General features: G+C 35.2%; 37 protein-coding genes. 1 reads left to right on the forward strand and 36 read right to left on the reverse strand.

Annotated elements, in window-relative coordinates; translation table 11 throughout:
• Nucleotides 1-5 precede the first annotated feature (5 nt).
• The 8 genes from WFI24_RS12990 to WFI24_RS13025 form a co-directional block, all read right to left on the reverse strand.
• On the reverse strand, nt 6-173 hold the full coding sequence (locus tag WFI24_RS12990; RefSeq protein ID WP_336761324.1) for a hypothetical protein: 168 nt from the start codon (nt 171-173) through the stop codon (nt 6-8).
• Nucleotides 174-230: 57 nt separating this feature from the next.
• Nucleotides 231-1088, reverse strand: coding sequence for a prohibitin family protein (locus WFI24_RS12995; protein ID WP_336761325.1), 858 nt, complete (start codon nt 1086-1088; stop codon nt 231-233).
• Between the two features lie 148 nt (nt 1089-1236).
• Nucleotides 1237-1422 (reverse strand): hypothetical protein, encoded by a 186-nt coding sequence (locus WFI24_RS13000; RefSeq protein ID WP_336761326.1) that lies wholly within the window; start codon nt 1420-1422, stop codon nt 1237-1239.
• Between the two features lie 4 nt (nt 1423-1426).
• Nucleotides 1427-1594, reverse strand: a complete 168-nt coding sequence (locus WFI24_RS13005; protein WP_336761327.1) for a hypothetical protein — start codon at nt 1592-1594, stop codon at nt 1427-1429.
• A gap of 248 nt (nt 1595-1842) precedes the next feature.
• Complete coding sequence (locus WFI24_RS13010) at nt 1843-2136, reverse strand: hypothetical protein (RefSeq protein WP_336761328.1); 294 nt, start codon at nt 2134-2136, stop codon at nt 1843-1845.
• Between the two features lie 274 nt (nt 2137-2410).
• On the reverse strand, nt 2411-2623 hold the full coding sequence (locus WFI24_RS13015) for a hypothetical protein (protein ID WP_336761330.1): 213 nt from the start codon (nt 2621-2623) through the stop codon (nt 2411-2413).
• A gap of 514 nt (nt 2624-3137) precedes the next feature.
• Nucleotides 3138-3359, reverse strand: coding sequence for a hypothetical protein (locus WFI24_RS13020; RefSeq protein WP_336761332.1), 222 nt, complete (start codon nt 3357-3359; stop codon nt 3138-3140).
• A 32-nt stretch (nt 3360-3391) separates the two neighbouring features.
• Nucleotides 3392-4861 (reverse strand): DHH family phosphoesterase, encoded by a 1470-nt coding sequence (locus tag WFI24_RS13025; protein ID WP_336761333.1) that lies wholly within the window; start codon nt 4859-4861, stop codon nt 3392-3394.
• Nucleotides 4862-5355: 494 nt separating this feature from the next.
• Between WFI24_RS13025 and WFI24_RS13030 the strand changes: the two genes are divergently transcribed.
• Nucleotides 5356-5718, forward strand: a complete 363-nt coding sequence (locus WFI24_RS13030) for a hypothetical protein (RefSeq protein WP_336761334.1) — start codon at nt 5356-5358, stop codon at nt 5716-5718.
• Between the two features lie 10 nt (nt 5719-5728).
• On the opposite strand, the gene WFI24_RS13035 is transcribed toward WFI24_RS13030, so the two are convergent.
• The 28 genes from WFI24_RS13035 to WFI24_RS13170 all read right to left on the reverse strand — a co-directional run bounded on the left by WFI24_RS13035 (nt 5729) and on the right by WFI24_RS13170 (nt 19113).
• Complete coding sequence (locus tag WFI24_RS13035) at nt 5729-5986, reverse strand: hypothetical protein (protein ID WP_336761336.1); 258 nt, start codon at nt 5984-5986, stop codon at nt 5729-5731.
• Nucleotides 5987-6018: 32 nt separating this feature from the next.
• A complete protein-coding gene (locus tag WFI24_RS13040) occupies nt 6019-6285 on the reverse strand; it encodes a hypothetical protein (protein WP_336761338.1) in 267 nt (88 codons plus the stop codon).
• A gap of 17 nt (nt 6286-6302) precedes the next feature.
• Nucleotides 6303-6434, reverse strand: a complete 132-nt coding sequence (locus tag WFI24_RS13045; RefSeq protein WP_336761340.1) for a hypothetical protein — start codon at nt 6432-6434, stop codon at nt 6303-6305.
• A gap of 26 nt (nt 6435-6460) precedes the next feature.
• Nucleotides 6461-6748 (reverse strand): hypothetical protein, encoded by a 288-nt coding sequence (locus WFI24_RS13050; RefSeq protein ID WP_336761342.1) that lies wholly within the window; start codon nt 6746-6748, stop codon nt 6461-6463.
• A gap of 36 nt (nt 6749-6784) precedes the next feature.
• Nucleotides 6785-6919 (reverse strand): hypothetical protein, encoded by a 135-nt coding sequence (locus tag WFI24_RS13055; protein ID WP_336761343.1) that lies wholly within the window; start codon nt 6917-6919, stop codon nt 6785-6787.
• Between the two features lie 32 nt (nt 6920-6951).
• Nucleotides 6952-7170 carry a hypothetical protein gene (locus tag WFI24_RS13060; protein WP_336761344.1) on the reverse strand — a complete coding sequence of 73 codons (219 nt, stop codon included), beginning with the start codon at nt 7168-7170 and terminating at the stop codon, nt 6952-6954.
• Nucleotides 7171-7197: 27 nt separating this feature from the next.
• Entirely contained in the window at nt 7198-7347 is a 150-nt protein-coding gene (locus tag WFI24_RS13065; protein ID WP_336761345.1) for a hypothetical protein, read from the reverse strand.
• A gap of 56 nt (nt 7348-7403) precedes the next feature.
• On the reverse strand, nt 7404-7649 hold the full coding sequence (locus WFI24_RS13070) for a hypothetical protein (RefSeq protein WP_336761347.1): 246 nt from the start codon (nt 7647-7649) through the stop codon (nt 7404-7406).
• Nucleotides 7650-7755: 106 nt separating this feature from the next.
• On the reverse strand, nt 7756-7911 hold the full coding sequence (locus WFI24_RS13075) for a hypothetical protein (RefSeq protein WP_253437450.1): 156 nt from the start codon (nt 7909-7911) through the stop codon (nt 7756-7758).
• Nucleotides 7912-7925: 14 nt separating this feature from the next.
• Nucleotides 7926-8777 (reverse strand): hypothetical protein, encoded by an 852-nt coding sequence (locus WFI24_RS13080; protein WP_336761350.1) that lies wholly within the window; start codon nt 8775-8777, stop codon nt 7926-7928.
• A 192-nt stretch (nt 8778-8969) separates the two neighbouring features.
• Entirely contained in the window at nt 8970-10457 is a 1488-nt protein-coding gene (locus WFI24_RS13085) for a hypothetical protein (protein WP_336761352.1), read from the reverse strand.
• Nucleotides 10458-10515: 58 nt separating this feature from the next.
• Entirely contained in the window at nt 10516-11058 is a 543-nt protein-coding gene (locus WFI24_RS13090) for a hypothetical protein (protein WP_336761353.1), read from the reverse strand.
• Nucleotides 11059-11125: 67 nt separating this feature from the next.
• Nucleotides 11126-11953 (reverse strand): ATP-dependent DNA ligase, encoded by an 828-nt coding sequence (locus tag WFI24_RS13095; RefSeq protein WP_336761355.1) that lies wholly within the window; start codon nt 11951-11953, stop codon nt 11126-11128.
• A gap of 199 nt (nt 11954-12152) precedes the next feature.
• Entirely contained in the window at nt 12153-12374 is a 222-nt protein-coding gene (locus WFI24_RS13100; protein ID WP_336761356.1) for a DUF1653 domain-containing protein, read from the reverse strand.
• Nucleotides 12375-12480: 106 nt separating this feature from the next.
• A complete protein-coding gene (locus tag WFI24_RS13105; protein ID WP_336761357.1) occupies nt 12481-13641 on the reverse strand; it encodes a hypothetical protein in 1161 nt (386 codons plus the stop codon).
• 85 nt (nt 13642-13726) lie between these two features.
• On the reverse strand, nt 13727-13981 hold the full coding sequence (locus WFI24_RS13110) for a hypothetical protein (RefSeq protein WP_336761358.1): 255 nt from the start codon (nt 13979-13981) through the stop codon (nt 13727-13729).
• Between the two features lie 43 nt (nt 13982-14024).
• Nucleotides 14025-14231, reverse strand: coding sequence for a hypothetical protein (locus WFI24_RS13115; RefSeq protein WP_336761360.1), 207 nt, complete (start codon nt 14229-14231; stop codon nt 14025-14027).
• Nucleotides 14232-14268: 37 nt separating this feature from the next.
• The gene (locus WFI24_RS13120) at nt 14269-15000 is read right to left on the reverse strand and encodes a DNA polymerase beta superfamily protein (RefSeq protein ID WP_336761361.1); all 732 of its coding nucleotides are present in this window, start codon (nt 14998-15000) and stop codon (nt 14269-14271) included.
• A gap of 46 nt (nt 15001-15046) precedes the next feature.
• Entirely contained in the window at nt 15047-15256 is a 210-nt protein-coding gene (locus WFI24_RS13125) for a hypothetical protein (RefSeq protein ID WP_336761363.1), read from the reverse strand.
• A 330-nt stretch (nt 15257-15586) separates the two neighbouring features.
• Nucleotides 15587-15778 (reverse strand): hypothetical protein, encoded by a 192-nt coding sequence (locus tag WFI24_RS13130; protein ID WP_336761364.1) that lies wholly within the window; start codon nt 15776-15778, stop codon nt 15587-15589.
• Between the two features lie 47 nt (nt 15779-15825).
• Entirely contained in the window at nt 15826-16326 is a 501-nt protein-coding gene (locus tag WFI24_RS13135; protein WP_336761366.1) for an excalibur calcium-binding domain-containing protein, read from the reverse strand.
• A gap of 31 nt (nt 16327-16357) precedes the next feature.
• On the reverse strand, nt 16358-17053 hold the full coding sequence (locus WFI24_RS13140) for a metallophosphoesterase family protein (RefSeq protein WP_336761367.1): 696 nt from the start codon (nt 17051-17053) through the stop codon (nt 16358-16360).
• Between the two features lie 4 nt (nt 17054-17057).
• Nucleotides 17058-17396 carry a hypothetical protein gene (locus WFI24_RS13145; RefSeq protein WP_336761368.1) on the reverse strand — a complete coding sequence of 113 codons (339 nt, stop codon included), beginning with the start codon at nt 17394-17396 and terminating at the stop codon, nt 17058-17060.
• Between the two features lie 27 nt (nt 17397-17423).
• Nucleotides 17424-17693: a hypothetical protein gene (locus tag WFI24_RS13150; RefSeq protein WP_336761370.1), complete on the reverse strand. Its 270-nt coding sequence runs from the start codon at nt 17691-17693 to the stop codon at nt 17424-17426.
• 9 nt (nt 17694-17702) lie between these two features.
• A complete protein-coding gene (locus WFI24_RS13155; protein WP_336761371.1) occupies nt 17703-17885 on the reverse strand; it encodes a hypothetical protein in 183 nt (60 codons plus the stop codon).
• A 26-nt stretch (nt 17886-17911) separates the two neighbouring features.
• Complete coding sequence (locus tag WFI24_RS13160) at nt 17912-18151, reverse strand: hypothetical protein (RefSeq protein WP_336761373.1); 240 nt, start codon at nt 18149-18151, stop codon at nt 17912-17914.
• A gap of 406 nt (nt 18152-18557) precedes the next feature.
• On the reverse strand, nt 18558-18830 hold the full coding sequence (locus WFI24_RS13165) for a hypothetical protein (protein ID WP_336761375.1): 273 nt from the start codon (nt 18828-18830) through the stop codon (nt 18558-18560).
• Between the two features lie 16 nt (nt 18831-18846).
• Nucleotides 18847-19113, reverse strand: coding sequence for a hypothetical protein (locus WFI24_RS13170; RefSeq protein ID WP_336761377.1), 267 nt, complete (start codon nt 19111-19113; stop codon nt 18847-18849).
• Nucleotides 19114-19148: the final 35 nt, after the last annotated feature.

The following is a 19148-nucleotide window of genomic DNA, read 5'->3' on the forward strand; positions in this document are numbered from 1 at the left end:
TTCAGTTAATTTTCTTCTGACTCTTCAAGCTCATCAATCTGTATGTTCAATTGATCAATCTCAATGTCCAATTCAGCTACAGTCGCAGCCATTAGTGCAATTTGTTGTGTTAGCCTATCCCTTTTTTCAACTTTACCGCCCAGTTCTTCAATGAGATCATCGTATTCTTTCATATTGAACACTCCTTCTCAAATTGCTTGAGTATATTGGGGAGACAATCTCCCCTCTCTTTATTTTACCCCTTCTGTCTTGGTTGTTGGCAGTTGAATCATTGGAGTATTTGAGCCACTTACATATGGAAGGGCTCCATCCCATTTCTTAATTGTCTCATATTGAACGAGTTGATTAGAGAGTGATTGCTGAAGCTCATTATTGGCCTTAGCTTGACCTTCTGCTTCAATCAAGAGTTTGTCTGCGTTACCTTGTGCTTCTACTCGTTTGCGGTCTGCTTCTTTCTTGGCAATCTCTAGCTCAGTAGTTTTACGTTCTAGTTCCTGTGAAGCTTCGACACGCTTATCAATTGCTTCCTGAGTCTTAGCATCTGGTTGAGGAACACCTACGGTTACATTAGAAACAATAAATCCTAGTTCTTTAACATCGTCAGCGAAACGTTGTTGAACATCTACTCCAGCTTCAGATGACTTTTCACCATAAACATCAATTACTGTAAACTTTGAAATACCTTTACGAGCAGCGTCACGGAAACGTGTTTTCAGATATGTATCCTCAATTTCTTGAATACCAATTGGCCCAAATGTATTAAAAATAGATGATACCTTGCTTGGCTCTACTTGATAGTTATAGACAAAATCGATTGTGATGTTTTTACCGTCAGACGTAGCAATTTGAATATCTTTGTATTCAACGGTTTGAATTCGGATAGGATACTTAGTTACTTTGTCAAAAGCCCCAACCAATTTCCATCCTTGGCTCAGAGTACTATCCTTTACTCCTCCATTTGGTGAATATACGACACCGACATATCCATTAGGAATTCTTGTTACAAAGAAACTCAATAGCGCTACTCCCAGAATAATGACCAATCCAACTGCAATTGCCCCTACCTTAAATGTCTTTAGATTCTTCATTTACATTCTCCTCTTGTTTAAATCTATTGTATTTGTTAATAACTTTGCTTCCTACTTTATTGAACACAGGGAACATGAGCGTCCACAACCCAAAACCTAGGATGAAGATTAAAATGAGTCCTCCAATGAACGGCATTCTTTTCCTCCTCTATGGATGAATCCAAGCACAAATTTCGTCTGCACGAAGCAGTTCACAAAGTTGATTTAGATTGCACTTACGTTTAACTGCATCCCACATAGAACCCTTATATCCAAACTCTTTCTCGCAGAATTCTACAGCCTCATCTACTTCTGTAAAGGTCTTCTCTTCATTCTCTAGATCGATAATCAACATATTTTCAATTCTCCCCTGTGTATATATTGCTAATTACATACTGGTCGTGAATAATATCTAATGATTCCTGTAGGCCAAGAATTTCGCCTTCATGAGCAATTGGATCTGTGTTCTTGTAATAATCAATTGATGTCCCTATCTCTTCTTTGATTTTTTCAATCAATTCATCCATATATGTATCTCCTTTACTTTTTGACAGTGCTATCACATACGAATTTCTCACATGCTTCATCTTGCATCTCGACCCAAAAATCATGTGTTTTTACCATGCACATTCCTTCACCTTCCAAATATCCATGTGTTTGATTGTCTTTATAGTTGATGCAGAATCCACATTGTGAACCATAATCTCTACACCACTTACACTTACATTTCTTCAATCAACATCACCCCCAATATCTCTGTGAAACCACTATTTTATCAGGACTCATACTTCTTCTTGAGCTGTTCTAATTGTTTTCTTTCTCGCTCTTCAGCCCACTTTTTAGCTTGTAATCTGTACTTTTCCTCTAGTTTAGCTTTATTGAGTTTTATTTCGTCGAATAGTTCACTTACATCCATCTTCATGCAAGCGTCATAGTTAATCTCAACTTCTACTATTTCTGCATTAGTATATGGATCAGTATTGCTTCTTCTATTAACGAACTGGTTGAGATGATTTTTTAGATGCCCAATATTTGACCAAGACTTGCCCTCTTTGTTCCAAAGACTCATCGCGTTTGTTCCACCTCGTGAAAACAGTCCAGTTGTTTTATCTCGTATTTTAAAAACCCTATGCATAGTGTCTCCCATTCATTTCGCCACTTTCTATCGACTTGCATTTCATCTTATTTTTTCATGAAGTTTGAATCGTAGTTTCTTCTAATAAACAGTCTTGATCTCCAAATCCAATAAACAGCGCTCCATATCGACCCCAGTAGAAAGAAAATTGCTTCTGACATTTATATGCTCCTTTCTATTTGAAACTTGTATTTTAAATAGACTTGCTTTAGTTGTCTTCGCCATACACCTTATTAATCAATCTTTGTGCTTTAAGCAGTCCCACATCTACCCCAGTCAGAAATGCCTCTCTATCTTTCAGCGACATATTTGTTGGATCTTCATCTAGTCTATTGAAGACATCTTTTTTCTCTTCTATGATGTCCTCAATCTCTTTCTGTAAGTGGCTTCGTAACCTGCTTACTTGTTTGATATTGAACATTTTCACATTACCCTTTCTTGATCAAACAGTTCATTTACAAAGATATTTATTCTACAAGTTAATTGTTCTGATCCGTCTTTTCATTAATCTATCTCTAAGATCGTAAAACTTATTCATTCTATCAAACTCTTTATGTCTCTCGATAAATCTGACTATGTATTCCGGCTTCTCGTAAACTGCTGGCCTACTGAATACGACTCTACCAAAAAGGAATTCTTGTGTTTCATTGTCCATTCGAATCACCTATCTATGTATTAAAAAGTTGTACATCCTTTACGATACCTTTTACCTTTATATTTGAATCGAGCAATAAATGTACGAATCAGGATCAATCCCTCATTCACACGTTCAATCACAATTACACCCTTTTCAGTCATCCATCTTAACTTGCCTTGAACATTGGGAATGGAGGATATCATCTTAATGAGATATCCCACTCCAACATTACTTTGCTCACATCTTACTCGTGCATGATCACTGACCTTGATTCTTACTTTTTGATTCTTCATATGTATTACCGTTTATTAGACTTGCGTTGAGTACGTTGCTTCTTGAATTTAGTCAACACAGATCCTTCCTTCCGACCATTTTCTGCTGGCTTAACATATTGGAACGTGAATCCTTTTTTAGCTGCTTGTTGTTTAGCTGCAATGACTGCACCAAGATAGTCTGTTGGTAGGTTGTCGATTACCACGTTTTGATTATTGTTGTTAGTTGCGATTCCATAAAAATTCATATGTATATTTCTCCATTCGTTTATGTATTATTTTATTGTTTAATAGTTTCTCTGTAATCCTCGATGAATAGTTGACATGTTTTGATGACTTTCTTCTTGGGTCTATACTGAGTCCATACATTCATATTAAGTGATCCCACAGCTTCTACTTCTGTAAATACTGGAACCTGCTCATAATACTCTTCATCTGTTTTAAACTTCATCAACTGTAAACTTCCACAATCAATTTTTACTGTGTTATTGGTCTTACCCATCAGTTTCTTGTCTGAGATGAACAAGTCTTTAATTAAGAATGTTCCGGGCTTGAAGTTGTTGCCTGAGTATCTAAAAAACTCTGTGAGATAGTTGATTAGATTTTCATTAACACTGTCAGCACTAAACTCTAAGTCGTAATATAAGGTGCTATCAGGTACAAAATCTTTCAAATGATTATTCAACTCATCTTTTAGTTTTTGCAGATTCTCTTTCTTTAGACTTAATCCTCCAGCACCGGGATGACCTCCAGTATGTTCAGTACTATTACACTGATCCAGTAAATCTAACATTGAAAAATCATCTAAGCCACGGAAGCTTCCAGCGTATGTATACTCATCTTCACCATCACCTATTACAATTGCGGGTCTGTTAAATTTCTTTGATAGTTCTTGCGCTACTAGCCCGTTCAATCCCTTACCGATGGTTGTATCGTAGATGATAGCCACTTTATCTTCATCTTTAATGCTGTCTTTATGCCTCTCTAATGCTTCAGCTTGAACTACTTTACGATGTTCGTTTAGCTTGATTAACTCTTTAACATATCCTTTTGTTTCTGGTGTAGCTTTGTCACACATCAGAAAGTCAATTGCCAACTTAATATTGTCTGCCCTCGTTGCTGCTGTTACTGCTGGACTTGCACCATACAGAAAGTCTGTTGATGTGAGATTCTTTAAGTCTGAGTTCATTGCTTCGAACAATAATTTCAAGCCTTCATGTCGTAACCCTTTCAGTGACACTTTTGCAAAATATCTATTTTCCATTTCCATCATCGACATCATGTCTGCCATCAAAGCGAATCCCGGTAAGTCGCTCAATTCAAGCGCATGTCGTGTATCCATATAGTCGTCTAATACTTGACACACTTTATAAACCAACAATCCACCTGAAGCATTTTTATTCGGGTATTTGCAATCCTCTTGTTGTGGATTCACTAGAATACAGTGTGGATTTTCGATATCAACTGAGTGATGATCGATAACCAGACAATCAATACCTTTATCAACCAGAAACTTAAGGGGTTCTATATCATTACTACTACTGTCTACTGCTATGTATAAATCTGTATCATCTTCAATCTGTTCAATGACGAACTTGGAACCGTGTCCTTGGCTGCGTTCAACATATTTGATCTGAACATTATCAGTGAACCTCAACAAAATTTTATATAGTATTACTGCTGAAGAAATCCCGTCAAAATCGACGTCAGCAAAAATTACAATCTTCTCACCGTTCTTAATCGCTCTCACAATCCGTTCAACCAATTTATCTATATTCTTTAGTAGATACGGACTGTGTACCACATTTGTGAGTGGGTTAAGGAACTCATCGATATTCTCAATTCCATTTATCTTCGCCAACTTCGAATATGTATTGTCGTATGGCTCAAATGGAATTTTAGGTTGCTTTTGTTTCCATGCTATGGCAAAATCACTCCTTTGTCCGAATTTATTGTATTACTATTTTGAATTTTTCAGGCAATGTAATATTGTCACTGTTGTTGATCCAGTTATTCGTTAACCACTTGTCTACCAATCCTGTTTGTTTGTTGATGATTTTGATATATACTCTTCTCAAATCAATCACTCCTCAGAAATTAGTTAAGCAGTAGTTCCTAAACCCTTGTGTTTACTGGCTTTTTTGAGCTGTAATTCTTGATGAAAGAGCAGTTTCATTCAGACTTCATCGTAATTTTAATTATCATTTGGTATAATTACACAGAAGGCTGAAGAGGGGTGTATCCATGTCAACAATCAATTTCGAAATAAGAAGTATTATGATTCAAGATAGAAATATTGTAGATGATAACATTAAAGTCTACGACTGTATCATTCATTTAAAAGATGGAACAAGAGCGAGAGCATTAATACAAGATGAGGATCATTCCGCATTTTTTAGAAAATTCGATATTATAACCGCACCTTGTCCTTATTGTGCCAAAAGACCTCTTTGTGATTGCAACTTTAAGTATTTTAAAAGTTTCGAGAAACAAGTCAATAGACAGTATGGATTGCTTCAGCTTGAAATTTTTGAGTTTGTTGGACATAACGATATAAGTGAGTATTGGACTGAATCAAGGGTGAGATTTCTCCCTCCTTCTCACTGAAAGTATATTTTCATTGATATTTGACTTCATTCAGATACGAGTTCGCTAGTAAAGCCATTTTACGAGCCGCTTGAATGTCTGTTCCTTCACCCTCATAAGCACTATTAATTGCTCTTATGGTGATATTGGCAATCTTTAAACTACTCAATAACTTTTGGCAGTAAGAAGCGATTTTATTAGCTTGGTCAACATCAATAAATTCTGCATCCCAATATTTATTTAATTCAGCTTCAACCTTTGAAAATTCTTTATCTTCAAATTTGCTCAAATGTCTCAACCCTTTCTCTAAGAAACTCTCTTTTATGAAAACACGCATTCAATATTTCCTGTTATCACAACAGCCCCACCTTCTACAAACCCAACCATTAGTGTCGCTGCCCCCTCTACCACTTTTCCATTTGCATCGAGCAGACTAAGATTGACTGGCTGTTCCATTAGACTGTCTAGCTCCCCTAGTTCCTTGTAAATGTTGATCTCTTTGATGATGTCCTCATAAAATTCTCTAAACTTCATTCCCTGCTGTTGATTCTCTGGTACAACAATATCGTGTGTTATTGTGTTTCCCATAAGATCGCCCCCTTCTTCTATTCCATTGAATCTACGATCACTTGAACAAATTCAGCCAATTCATGCTCAGTTTCAACATCATTTGTTTTCTCTGCAATGTCGTTCAACTTATTAATCAAAGCCGAAAGGAACTCGTTGTCAGCTCTCATGTGTATCTCCCCTATTTTGATATGTATTAATCTGTATAAATAACAACTGTAAACTTCCCATCACTTGATATTGAGCTCGACCCTCCAAAGTGACTAAATCCGCGATCTAGTAGCATTGACAATTCAAGTTCGGAAATCTCAACGCCTTGCTTAAGTTGTCCTCTGTATGTTTTTTGAGCATAGCCACTCTGTGGGACGTAGCTTTCAATAGTATTTGAGTGTGTGTAGCTGGCTTTTACTTTTTCATGTACTCTCTGATATTCCTCATAAAGCTCAGGGTCATTCTGTACCTTATAAATGTCTTTTAGGATCAATTAACTGCATCTCCTTTTCCTTATGAAATTCAAATTTTACTTAGATTTTTTAATCGAGTAAGACATAATTTCGAGCACCTTAGCCATGTTCTCTGCATCCTCCGCAGTCTTGAATGGCTTCAGGAAAGGTTTCATATTTCCGTTGTCATCACTAATATATAATTGCCACATGTTTTATCCTCCTTGTTATTTCGCTCTAAGTTTTATTCTTCTACTTCGTACCCATTGACTAGAATCTTTGCAAAGTCTAATGGTGGGATAAAATTAAGAATTGAAAGCTCATCATTAAATGTATTTCGGATTTTCTTACCATTACCAGAGAAACTTTGGCAGTGTCCAATAAGATTGAACTGTTTAGACCATTCATCCCACTGTAATTTATTGAGCGCTTCAGCTACCTCAGAACTAACTTTTACCTTCATATGCTCCCCTCTCTAAAACACAGGTTTTTACATAGCATTGATAATTTGCTCATTCTTCTTCTTTAAAAATTCAATATCTTTTTGCTGTTTCTTTAGCATTTTGAACATTCCCGTAATTACCGGATCATTCCTGTAATGTCTATCGTCAATGAGTTTTTCTAATTCTTTCACGTTCATGTCATCACTCCTTTTTTCATATTCATATAATATTATATTTGTATTATAGTTGTTTTTTACTTGATTTTGTAAAACTCTTTCTTGCAGCACATCCAGAATGAATGGTTCTCATTTCCGTTGTCGTCTTCTATGTATGTTTCCTCATCTATCGCAGCGCAATCGTCGTATCTTTTTAACCTTAGCTCGTAAATTCCCCCAACAGTGACTGGAACATTCCTTAGCTTGTCTACGATTTTAACATGGGTGGCTTCCTCCTCATTTGTTGTTGGCACTAAATCAGATTCGCTTATCTCAACATACATTCGACCATCCCTTTCGATCTGATATTCATATTATAACTCTCTCACTGAATAAGTCAAGTATTATCTTTGTGTTTAATATTTTGAATGAAAACTATATTTTATTGGCTTATACATCAGTCAAAATATCCATCATCGCTTCAATAGCTTCATCGTTCAATCCATTGACTTCTTTCCAATCACTCACTAAAAACTTTAGGGGTGGACACTCCAGATCCCACCAAGATAGAAAACTAAGTTCTTCAAGCTGCTTTACTGTAAACATTGAACATCTCCTAATTATACTCTTATTTTGTATTTGTCTTCTTGTGTCATTTTCATAAAAAATTCAATTCCATGATCTATAGGAGCATCTTTCTCCCCCATTACACCTGTATTTTTTATAGCAAATAGACAGTATATATTATCCCGCAATACAAACTTCCTAGCTTCAGCTTTTATCTCATCACTAGTTACATTGTTATCAAATGCTAGTACAATTTCTACGCCCAAACGCTCTAACTTAAGAACTTGAGTTTCACTAAGTTCGTGTCCACCTATACTGACACTGTTTTTAACTCCACAGCTCCACGCCTTCTGGACACTTTTCTCAGCCTCAAATACATAGACACGTCCTGTAGACTTAATGTGCTCATATGTCTTATCCAATCCATATAAGATTAGGCTTTTGGGAGTAGGTACAGGATACCAATACTTTGAGATTTTCAACTTCTCGTAATCAAGAGTAGTCCTTCCCTTTACTCCTACTAGAGAGCCAAGATCGTCCCTAACAGGTATGGTTATACAGTTGTCATTAAGAGAGTAACCTACTTCAAATAGTTTTTGTGCTTCGCATGATATCCCCTCCTCTAAGAACTTCCAATTTGGCATTGATATGTACATATTCAAGACTGATTCATCAATCTTTCGAAGAGGAACTTCATCTTTAATTTCCGTTTTAGGCTCAATTGAATCAAGAAAGGTGAGAATAGGATCTGTCTCTTCTTTCACATTCCTATAATCTGAGTAATAGCTGTATCCACATACATCACAGATATAATACATTGCTTTTGAAAATGAAATATCTTTATAGTGCTGCACAAGAGTTATTATATCTGCTGGCTTTGGTAGGGGGCTACTATAACAATTCACCAACAAATTGTCCCTAAACACTTGCAGACTTGTTGGATTATTTCCTCCCGGCCTTGTAGAGCGTATTTCATTATGATCTGACATTCTATCGTTGATATGACACCCAAGAGAGATTAAAATATCAGCAACTTTATTGTCTCGTATTATGTTTTCCTTTAAAGTTTGGGCATCAATTTTATATCACCTCTCGTATTACTCTTTGTTTAAAGCCTTACGCAAATTGGCAACTTCTTTTTCTGTCTTAAGCTTTTTATTCTCTTTCTTAAGTTGCTTAAGTTCTTTCTCTCCTTGTGATGGAACTAAGTATCCTTTTTCAACCCATAAATTCTTCCCCTTGTCTACCTCAAAACACAAGATATCCTTGTCTTTGCCGCCTCGGTTCTTATCAATTACTACCATGTAATAGTTGATATGCATTTCTAATTGCGTTGTAGACTCTCCAATAAACGGGTCATTTGGATTATAAATCACGAATTTATCATACTGATCTCGTGAAATTGGTTTTGCCATCATTAATGAGTCTGCAACGTGCTTGATGTGCTTGCCGTTTGCAATAGCTTGGCTAGTCAGCATATCGTTAAACAAACTATCGTCTGTCAATTGAAAGGTCGACCAAACAGGAATATCCTCAGTGCTTGCAACCTCTTTTAACATATCGGCAGTTCTCACGAAAGTCATCCAGTCGTGATCCGGTGCTTTCATCGTGTCATAAATAATCAACTGACAATTTCTCAGTTTATGGCGTTTGATCTGTCTTTTTAGTGTGTTCTCGTCATACTTGTTCAATTCCAAAAAGTATATTTTACTGTTTGCCTCTATGTATTGTGCTGCTTCTTTAACAATTGCCTCTTCGTCTGCATTTAAAGTACCTGTTACAATTTTTGTTTCATCGATACCGTCAATCCCTCTGCGTTTCATTTGGACATCAAATCCAAACTCAGGATTATTGAGCACACAACTAATTTGCATCCCCAACCATTCGGCCTCATCTTGTTCGTTAACAAGTACTAACACAGGAATCTGTAGTTTGATCCCTAAGTAACAAGCAATCTTGCTTGTAGTTCTACTCTTTCCACACCCACTATGCATTCCAAAAAGGTTGAATTTCTTACCTCTAAGACCCCTAATTAGCCCGTTAATAATCTCGAATGGAACTGGAACACCTACATCAGGAGTTAGTTTCCACTCTTCGATTTTATCGGTCATATTGTGTCCCAGTATAATGCTATCTTCAACTCCACCTATAATAGTGCCAATGGTGTTGATCTGGTATTCCATTCCCTTAATGATATCTTCAGTACCAATCTTATCAAAGTCTTTTCTTCCCATTAGCTTTTGCACAGGGAAACCTTTTCTTTCTAGTTCTCTCAAGAGAGAATACTTTTTAAGTTTTTCATAATAAACAGTGAAATCATCTAAATCTACAAGCTTCATAATTCTGTCAATGCATCTATATCCTTTTAGATAGTCATATTTGGCTTTGCGATCTGGATCTGAGTTCATGTAAATATTAATCTTCACTTCGTTTATTTCTGTCCCTGCATGTTGACTGTAAAGATCCATAAGTGAATCGTATAGAAACTTATTTGAAGGTTGATTGAAATCATAATTTGATTTTATCAATTCGCTGTAGTCTAAAAGTAAGTCTGGATTTAGATACATACTTCCTACTATTAACATCTCAGTTGCCAAATCCTCAATCTTTGAAACTTCCTCAGAAATATTATCACCGCCTTAATTAATCGAACAATGTGGTAATGTCTAATGTATCTTTACTTTCAATTACTTTTCTATTCTGAGCCCTGTTTATAGCTTTATTTACAACCCTCATGGAGTCTACATGATTCATTAAAATTTCTGTTTCTGCTTTTTGTTTCGATGATTTGCTTTCGTCTCTCAAACAGTTCTCAATGTTGTTCTTCACGATAGCAAAACAGTACTTGAGTTCACTCATTAAATTCTTAAATTCTTTGTTTCCCTTTGCCCACTCAATCTTATCTGAGCAATATGTATATGTATTCTCTATGGTCTGATAGGTTACACCTTGTTTGTAGCGCTTATTGACCCTACCAAACAACACAGAATCATTCCTTAGTTCTTGAATATATGGGTAGAAGGTATTCGGTATTGTGTTAACAGTCTTTAATTTATGGATTCTCGCTATTGTATTTGCTAATTGATCCATTTCAAGACGTTCCTTGGCTTTAAACTCTTTGTCTTTCAAATACTTACTATGACAATACTCTACATGATAGTATCTCTTATCTTCTCCATATTTCATATCTTCCTTCTGCCCGTATTGAGTACAGACAGGACACTTAACTGGTCTAGCCAGTTTAATCACCTCCTTAAAATACAAAACTCTCGAACTCAGGCAGTCTGAGTAAATTGTTTTTAGTGTATCCCCGGTGTTTAACTACACACTTGATCACAGGATCAATGTAAACCGTATCCTCAGTTTCGCTTTTCCTAAGTTGCTGGAATACTCTATATCCCGCTTTTCTCTCGTTTGTCCCGACAGCTAAGCTCATTACTCCTACTACTCGTTTACCATCAGACAAGAGCCACCCAAATTCATTTTTCTTGTATCCAGCAATGTAGTATTCGCCTACCTCATACGCAATTACCTTCAACCATTTATCAGAACGTTTATCGATTTCATACCTTGAATTAATATCCTTCAAAACTACCCCTTCAAGTTTTTGCTGTTTGGCGAGGTTGAAGTACTTAATTCCATTTCCTCTTATATAGATCGACTTCGCATAGTATTCATTGTCTATGAAGGCTTTGGACAGCATTTCTTTCCGCTCTATAAGAGGTTTGGAAGTCACACTTTTACCTTCAAAGTTAATGATATCAAACGCACAGAATGTAACTTTATGTTTACTCTTCTTTGACATGAATCGTTCCATGACAAATTCAAAGTTCGGCTTACCATCTGAGTCAGTTACAATCAATTCTCCATCAAGTGTAGTTCCTTTTTGTATAGGTATGTTTTCAACCAACTCAGGAAACTTGGCTGTGACATCGTTGTTGTGTCTTGTATAGATTTTCACCTTATCCCTATAATCGATGATAAGACGTATGCCATCGAGTTTAAGCTCTGTTAAGTGTAAAGGGCTATCGAATGGCAAGTTATTTGGTGCTTTGTATAGCAGCATTGGAGCAGTAAACATATTTATCACCCATTTAAGTATATCAAACGGGATTATACAGTTTCATCGGTAATATATGTATTGTTTTATATACTACACTTACTCACTTTTCTCCATAACTTCAGAATCCTTATTTTCTTTATCTTTATTATTATAGTGTTTTAATATATCGTCTACTGTTTTAAACTCTACTTCCACTTACAATCAATCCAATCTTTGTTTATTCATTTTCTTCCCATTCATTAATTTCAACAAATCGCTTTGTTCCATCATCTGTGTACCCAAAAAACATATCTACTGGTCTGGCCCATACTTGATTGTTATCATCCATGTAAACAGTCAAGCCTCCTTGCTGTTCAGTGTGTGTGGCAAAGCATACAAATTGATATGTACCACCTTTGTAATGTTTAAACTTCTGACCTTTAGCAACATCATAAATCACTCACAATCACCTCCCACATACTCACGTATTCTCTCGATATCTCCATTTTTCTAATTTCATATCTTGATGAAACTGTACTTTTACTTAGTCTTGTAAGTCAAATTGATTAATTAATCCATTCGTTATATTCCGCTTCTGAAACCTCGCGCACCACATAGCAGCCATTCGCCAATACCTTATCACTATCTTTCTCTGTAAAATTATCAAAAGGTATGACGACTTCGATCAAAACTCCTTGGTTAAAGTAATTGGATTTGTTAATTTCATACTTTTCACTAAAATACAAATGTTCATTTTTGGGCTTATTAATTGTTCCGAATTTATACTCATAGTTCTTATCCCAATGGCTGAAGTACTGTCCATCACGTTTATCAACAAACTTATAATACTTTTGTGAATCTATGTATTGTTTAGCATCAATCTCAATTTTATTTTTTGGAGTTTCATTAGTTTCTCTCAGAACATTTTTCTTAGTAATTCGATATGTATTATCTTTAATTTTTACAACTCTAGCTGGTTCTTTTACGATCACGTCTAAGATTTCTTCCACGTTGTCATATTTTATTTCTTTAGGCTTTTCAAAGTAATCCTCACTCAGAGCAATATTCGCAATCTTATCAATAATTTTACTTAAACTGAATGATTCTCCTTCCTCCAGTTCAATAAGCTTGTCGTAATTAATACCATACATTCCACCAAGATGCTGCTTTAATTCGTCTGCGTTCGTAATATTGAGTTCCATACAGCTAAGCGCAACCCGTAAAAATTCTGGTTTAGAAATGTTGTATCCCTTATCCTTATACTTTTGAACTCGCAACAACGAAACGATTGGGAAATCGGTACATTTGTTAAATTTTAAAATTCGTTGTGCATTATGTTTCAAAAAGTCTTCATGTAGCACAAACTGTTCTGACTCAAAGTCGAAAGCTCCCATACACACTGTGTAGTCGAATGTATCAAAAATGTCTTTTGCTTTCTCGAAATATTTGAAGTGAATCATTTGAATTTCCTTGTCATCAACTCTGACCAACAATGCTTTAGATGTAAGGGCATTTACCCAATCATCGCTATTGTCATAGATTTCTTCAATTAATTCAGATAGTGATTCTTCATCTCTAAAGTAAAGATCAATATCATTTACTGGATTGTTGCTAAACAGACTTGTGATTGTGCCTCCTGCTATGTATGCTTTGTGTTCTTTCAGGGTGTTCACCAAACTTGTTCCTAAGTAGTTGTACAATTTGTTCTTTTCAAAAATATATTCCATTTATTTAATTCCTCCTTTAAATTTATGTTACCATACATATATTTATTCTTCAAGTATTATTTTTGTGTAATTAATTTAAATCAAATCAACCTTTTACAAACACTTTAGGCGAGACGCTTGCTGAATCATAATAAGTCTTAACAATCTCAAAATCCAAAACTTCGAAATGACGACCAAATTGAATATCTGCCCACTTATAGAGCAATGTTGGTTCAGTAAACCGTTCTTCCCATTGTGAGCCATCAATAACACTTCTAAATACATGGTTGCCTTTCTTAGATTTTCTATGTAAAAAATACCTACCAGTTTCCTTCTCTATCACTAAGTTCACTCTTTGCAAATATTTTCACCTCCTTACTTGTGCTTACTTTTTGGATTGCAAATTATGTTCTTCTCATGGATTGTATTTGATGTTGAATTTTTAAAGCAATCTTTTCGATCTCTACTGCCTGTTCTTCCATGAGTTTCAGTCTATTTGATACACGATTACCAGATCGATTTCTATGTATGGCATAATGATCCAATTTCTCTTTGTGATCGTGTAAATCATCCATTAGCGCATAAAGTTCTTTGGTTTTTTGATTAACCATCTAGATTCACTCCGTTCCTGTAAAAGTAAACTTTCATTTAAACTGTTCTCAAATGGTTTTTAATCAACGTACGCAATAACTCTTTTAACTGGTGATCTGTTTCTTTATCAAAAGGAACATCATAGTATTTCTGTTCTAGATCTAGAGCAATTTCTTCATTTGATTTAGCCATCTCTCTAAATTCATCAAGAGAATATTTACCATGTTTAATATCCATCATACTTTCTCTACCTACACCATAATATGTGATTGCACCCTTGAAATCTTTAAAACCTGAGACATAAAATTTAGTCAGGAATGATAAAAAGTGTAGTGACATCATGGCTTTCTTTGTATTATATCCGTACTTATCAATCAAAACTTTCTGTGGCTCAGAGTTAGGAGTAGTAAGATCTTTCATTTGCCCTCTGTACATACCGAAGCAGCTATTGAATAGACTTCTTAAATTGATCGTACTTATTCTATCTCTCATTGCAAGAATTTGTTCAATCTCAGGATATTCAAACGTATCAACTTCAACTGAATAAAGCAATTCGAGGAAAGTTAAGTTTGAATTGGTCAGTAGCTTTTCTAATTTTCTCACATCATGAATTTCAATGTCTTCTGCTTCAGAGGTTTGAAAATTCTTATAAAGCGATCCAGTATACAAATCGTCAAAGTTTGGCAGTACAAAGAATTTAACATCTCTATCAGAAGTGTCATCATTCAAGTTTCTATTGATGCTTCCTGATACGGCCTTAAACGCTGCCTCTCTATTATGAATCTTCATCTAATTATTCCCTCATTTCTATGTAAAAGAAAGATTTGATTTGGAATCAGTCAAATGTGTTCTCTTCATCTTTAAAGTATTTACGATTCTTACCTGTTGCCTTCTCAAGATCACGAATACAAACTAAGATACGATTAGAGTAATGAGGCGTTTCGTTCATTTGGTCTAAGATAGTATATAGATTTCGTAATGCTTCTTCGGCCTCGTCCATTCTTCCTTTTTTGTATCCCGAGTTGTAATCTTTGCCTTTATTCACCCTGTAACCCCACTTCTCTATCAAAGGAAAATTTGATTAAGATTAATTATTTTTCAGCCTGATATTTGCAAGGTAAATGATCATTATTAGATAAAACAAAGAATATATCCATAACAATGCTGGCCCATCTTTCCATGGAGAGATATTGTAAATGAAATTAAAAGATAGTGCGAAAGCGACTATTAGTAGAACAACAAATACAATCTTTATAAACATTGTTTCTCTTCCTAATCTAAGGATACCGCGTATATAAAATAGGACAACTAGAAATATAAGAACCTGAATCCAAATCATTTTTTGTATCACTCTTTTCGTGAAGTGTACGTTTTATCAAAACCTACTCGCTTTTCTTTCTTTGACAATTTCATCAGCCAATGAAATCCCGGTATTGTCAAACATAGCTCTCAACTCTTCTAGGGTGCAAACTGTTTTGTCTGTGGCTAGGCGACTATACCTTTCAACGACATCAATTTGCATTTCACGAAGATATTCTCTTAACTCATCATTAGTTTGTTTGCTCATACTAAGCCCCCTCTTATGTTTGTAAAATATTTGTTTCACTCTATTTTTTATCTTTCACAAGCAATCCCATCATTATCTCGATCTAATGGGCTGCGATAACCTTCGTGGCTCATGTCCATATTATAATAGCCAGAAGAAATAGCTTCTGAACAATTTTCAAAATATATGTCTTGTTTTTGAGTACCTGTATTGGGATTGATTAAATGTAATATAAACCATATTAAAAGGATACCTCCAATAAAAATAAACCATCCGAGAAGTCCCATAGAAACATCAGTTACAATTTCAACAGTATTATGCAATATTTCTTTGAGCTTAAATTTCTTTAGCAAAAGAGCCAGAAAAAATATTAAGAATATTGAAATACTCACTGTGACCTTAGCCCAATCACGTATTTCATGATTTAAATAATGAAGTGCTGGAAAAATCGTTAAATAAAATGAAAGCACTCTAAGAGATATAATTAACATCTTGGATCTGATGTTCAATAAACTTAAAGCAAACGTTAGTAAAGCAGATATTGTGAACGGCCAATATAACTCATCCACTATTTTTCATTCCCATCTATCGAGATTAATCTTACTCACAAAGAATAATATCCGTGTACAGCAGTCTTTGATTATTGGGTAATTCAAAGTCATGATGAAAATGTCCGAAGTACCACTGCTTGTATTCTGCTTTCTGCTCAATGCCATAAAAGTAAGGATGCATTTCATCTCGATCCATTCGTATATTGCAACGCTGCTCAATATATTCTAGTGATGTAGTGGAACAGGTATGTGTCAGTATGTAATCGACTTTCCAATCATGTTTCTCTAGGTTCTTTAATCCCTCTTCATATTCCTCTTGAGATGGCATTTCACGACTCCACCATGACTTTCCTTCCTTACGATACTCTTTGTCGTGTGAAGCAGCTCCACCAAACGTGAAGAACTTCTTGCTCTCAATCTCAAAAACCTGCCCTCGCATCAGATGAATAACGCTATCATTAATTCTATGCACCTTACCACCATTCCAAATCTCCACTGGATACTCTTCAAGCAAATCAAAGTTCTCATGGTTGCCATCAATAAACAGCGTCGTGAATGACTTAGTTTTATCCAGCCACTTGAGCCAGTACTGATCCTCTTTGCTTCCATCCCATATTAATCCGAAGTCTCCAGCTATGATGACATAATCATCCTTAGTCAGTTGTCTTTGCTGTGGGAAACTTTTAGTATTGAGTCGTTTATTTGCGCTGATGGTTCCATGTATATCTCCAGTAATATAGATCATCTACTCACTCCATTACTTCAAAATTAATTAGATCTCTTGGAATCAAATAGATGTCACCATTCGTGTTTTCACATAGAGAATAGCCATTATCATAATCATAAATAACTGTGAGTTTAAGATAGCTTGGAAGTGTCTCATACTTACTTTTCAAAAATCCATTCTTATTCACGTACTTATCTAGTTCTAAATACTTTCCAATCTTCAGAAGACTCTCACGATAGTCCAAGAAGGGATCGAACAAGTCGGTTGCTTCATCTACTCCTAGTTTAGCCTCCAATTTAAAATAGAGGGTGTTCTCCAAATCATAATGCTTCATAATCATGTCGAATGTCTCTTTATTCATATCCTTCAAACCCCTTCTCTAAGAAAGTCATATTTCATTCAATATTACAAAATGTTCATTAAACCAATCATCCCATTGGTTTGATCCAGTACTAATATTGAAGACGAGTGCAGCCTCCTTACGAACACCAATTAAAGAGCTTGATCCATCTTTCTCATTAATCAGTAGATCATCATCCACAATATATGCATCAAACACTTCACCATTACGATACAGTATTTCCGATCCAGCACCATTAGTACTAATTACATCTTTTATGCACTGTACTTTTATAGCTAGGCCGCCTTTCTTTATCAAACTCACATTTCATTCAACAAGTTCCCATCGTTCATTTGAGGAGTTAAAAATTAATTCCTCTGTTGTGTACCATGTTTTCCCTTCGTTTTCTGAATCAACTAGAACATTACCTTCTTTTTTAAACCAAGTGCCATCTTTGTCTTTTACTGTGTGTCCCAAACTCATCATACTGAAGGCTTCAAAAATATTCATATGACTCTCCTTATAAAAGATTCGTTTCATGTGCTCTTACTTGCTTCAACCATCTCAACCAATTCGCTAAAATGTATCATTTCTCCGTTCTCAAGTAGCAAGTTCTTGCCTACCACATCTTCGATAGTTCCATTTCTCGGAAAAAAGTAACCCCGTCCAGATTTATCGATGTCTTGGTTTCTTAAAAATTGAACGTTCTTTCCTATTAGTTGCTTTGCGTCCTTAGAAGTCTTGGGTGCTATGTTCGCGCCCTGAAGTAAGCCCATACACATTCCTCCTTATGTATTCACAATTTCCGTCTGGGTTGATATCCATCGATTCTATATAAAATTACTCTTTCACTTCATGTGTTAATTTTAAAAAAATATTGCTTTTAAAATCATAACAATCACAGCTATAACACAAAATGCAACAAACAAACCTTGAAAATAAATTATAGCTCCAAGAACAACTATAAAAATCCTAACAACTATCCCATCTTCATCTTTTTTATCATTTCTGTATCGTACGTAATCGGCGTAATTTTTAAACATGAAATCTGGTTTCTTGCACTTACAAACGTAGTCATTCAGCGCATGCCTATTAAACTTTCCACATTTAGAACATACACATTGGTCATTCAATATACTTCCCCCAATTTAAGAGAAATCTTTTATCTGTGAAAGACTACTTTTATCTGAATCCATTAACATAGTCATAATGCTTCTTTCCAGCCTCTGTTACTTTAACTTTTTCCCAGTTGGCGCTTATCGGAGTTCCACTATGATTGTGCTGAATCTCAATATTTCTTATGTATCCTCTTGATTTCAAAGAGTCGAGATTTTCTAAAAAGCGTTTTGTTGCTGTATCATCACTTGGAAAATAATCGCGAAGAGTGTAAAGTCCCCCCTCTTCAGATAACTTAGTTATAAAAGCCAAAATGTTTTTATCATTAATTTCAAACATTAGTTAACCTCCTAATTTATTTGCCTTTCATATTGCGACATCCCTCTGAAAATAGTTCTACCGCATCTAACATCACAAGTTTATGCCATCCAATTCTTCTATAAGAAAAAATATCGATAATACTTGTTAAATCTTCTTTCTCTAATACATAGTGATTCAGATCAAACTTTAAATAAAGTTGATGCCTCAAATCTTCCTTATCTTTATCATACCTTTCAATACTTATTAAACCTGATTGAATGTTTTGACATAATATACACATCAAATCAACTCCTCTATCCATTCTATTTCGTCAAATTATATGTATTTACCTGCTTT

Origin of the sequence: Paenibacillus sp. USHLN196, from assembly GCF_037144955.1 — a bacterium.
GTDB classification, from domain to species: Bacteria; Bacillota; Bacilli; order Paenibacillales; family Paenibacillaceae; genus Paenibacillus; species Paenibacillus xylanexedens_C.

What these genes read in the sequence shown, in the direction of transcription:
- WFI24_RS12990 (WP_336761324.1), bottom strand. Translation starts at nt 173, where the DNA reads ATGAAAGAATACGATGATCTCATTGAAGAACTGGGCGGTAAAGTTGAA.
- WFI24_RS12995 (WP_336761325.1), bottom strand. Translation starts at nt 1,088, where the DNA reads ATGAAGAATCTAAAGACATTTAAGGTAGGGGCAATTGCAGTTGGATTG.
- WFI24_RS13000 (WP_336761326.1), bottom strand. Translation starts at nt 1,422, where the DNA reads ATGTTGATTATCGATCTAGAGAATGAAGAGAAGACCTTTACAGAAGTA.
- WFI24_RS13005 (WP_336761327.1), bottom strand. Translation starts at nt 1,594, where the DNA reads ATGGATGAATTGATTGAAAAAATCAAAGAAGAGATAGGGACATCAATT.
- WFI24_RS13010 (WP_336761328.1), bottom strand. Translation starts at nt 2,136, where the DNA reads ATGAGTCTTTGGAACAAAGAGGGCAAGTCTTGGTCAAATATTGGGCAT.
- WFI24_RS13015 (WP_336761330.1), bottom strand. Translation starts at nt 2,623, where the DNA reads ATGTTCAATATCAAACAAGTAAGCAGGTTACGAAGCCACTTACAGAAA.
- WFI24_RS13020 (WP_336761332.1), bottom strand. Translation starts at nt 3,359, where the DNA reads ATGAATTTTTATGGAATCGCAACTAACAACAATAATCAAAACGTGGTA.
- WFI24_RS13030 (WP_336761334.1), top strand. Translation starts at nt 5,356, where the DNA reads ATGTCAACAATCAATTTCGAAATAAGAAGTATTATGATTCAAGATAGA.
- WFI24_RS13040 (WP_336761338.1), bottom strand. Translation starts at nt 6,285, where the DNA reads ATGGGAAACACAATAACACACGATATTGTTGTACCAGAGAATCAACAG.
- WFI24_RS13045 (WP_336761340.1), bottom strand. Translation starts at nt 6,434, where the DNA reads ATGAGAGCTGACAACGAGTTCCTTTCGGCTTTGATTAATAAGTTGAAC.
- WFI24_RS13055 (WP_336761343.1), bottom strand. Translation starts at nt 6,919, where the DNA reads ATGTGGCAATTATATATTAGTGATGACAACGGAAATATGAAACCTTTC.
- WFI24_RS13060 (WP_336761344.1), bottom strand. Translation starts at nt 7,170, where the DNA reads ATGAAGGTAAAAGTTAGTTCTGAGGTAGCTGAAGCGCTCAATAAATTA.
- WFI24_RS13065 (WP_336761345.1), bottom strand. Translation starts at nt 7,347, where the DNA reads ATGAACGTGAAAGAATTAGAAAAACTCATTGACGATAGACATTACAGG.
- WFI24_RS13070 (WP_336761347.1), bottom strand. Translation starts at nt 7,649, where the DNA reads ATGTATGTTGAGATAAGCGAATCTGATTTAGTGCCAACAACAAATGAG.
- WFI24_RS13075 (WP_253437450.1), bottom strand. Translation starts at nt 7,911, where the DNA reads ATGTTTACAGTAAAGCAGCTTGAAGAACTTAGTTTTCTATCTTGGTGG.
- WFI24_RS13085 (WP_336761352.1), bottom strand. Translation starts at nt 10,457, where the DNA reads ATGTTAATAGTAGGAAGTATGTATCTAAATCCAGACTTACTTTTAGAC.
- WFI24_RS13090 (WP_336761353.1), bottom strand. Translation starts at nt 11,058, where the DNA reads ATGAAATATGGAGAAGATAAGAGATACTATCATGTAGAGTATTGTCAT.
- WFI24_RS13095 (WP_336761355.1), bottom strand. Translation starts at nt 11,953, where the DNA reads ATGTTTACTGCTCCAATGCTGCTATACAAAGCACCAAATAACTTGCCA.
- WFI24_RS13105 (WP_336761357.1), bottom strand. Translation starts at nt 13,641, where the DNA reads ATGGAATATATTTTTGAAAAGAACAAATTGTACAACTACTTAGGAACA.
- WFI24_RS13115 (WP_336761360.1), bottom strand. Translation starts at nt 14,231, where the DNA reads ATGGTTAATCAAAAAACCAAAGAACTTTATGCGCTAATGGATGATTTA.
- WFI24_RS13120 (WP_336761361.1), bottom strand. Translation starts at nt 15,000, where the DNA reads ATGAAGATTCATAATAGAGAGGCAGCGTTTAAGGCCGTATCAGGAAGC.
- WFI24_RS13130 (WP_336761364.1), bottom strand. Translation starts at nt 15,778, where the DNA reads ATGAGCAAACAAACTAATGATGAGTTAAGAGAATATCTTCGTGAAATG.
- WFI24_RS13140 (WP_336761367.1), bottom strand. Translation starts at nt 17,053, where the DNA reads ATGATCTATATTACTGGAGATATACATGGAACCATCAGCGCAAATAAA.
- WFI24_RS13145 (WP_336761368.1), bottom strand. Translation starts at nt 17,396, where the DNA reads ATGAATAAAGAGACATTCGACATGATTATGAAGCATTATGATTTGGAG.
- WFI24_RS13155 (WP_336761371.1), bottom strand. Translation starts at nt 17,885, where the DNA reads ATGAATATTTTTGAAGCCTTCAGTATGATGAGTTTGGGACACACAGTA.
- WFI24_RS13160 (WP_336761373.1), bottom strand. Translation starts at nt 18,151, where the DNA reads ATGGGCTTACTTCAGGGCGCGAACATAGCACCCAAGACTTCTAAGGAC.
- WFI24_RS13165 (WP_336761375.1), bottom strand. Translation starts at nt 18,830, where the DNA reads ATGTTTGAAATTAATGATAAAAACATTTTGGCTTTTATAACTAAGTTA.
- WFI24_RS13170 (WP_336761377.1), bottom strand. Translation starts at nt 19,113, where the DNA reads ATGGATAGAGGAGTTGATTTGATGTGTATATTATGTCAAAACATTCAA.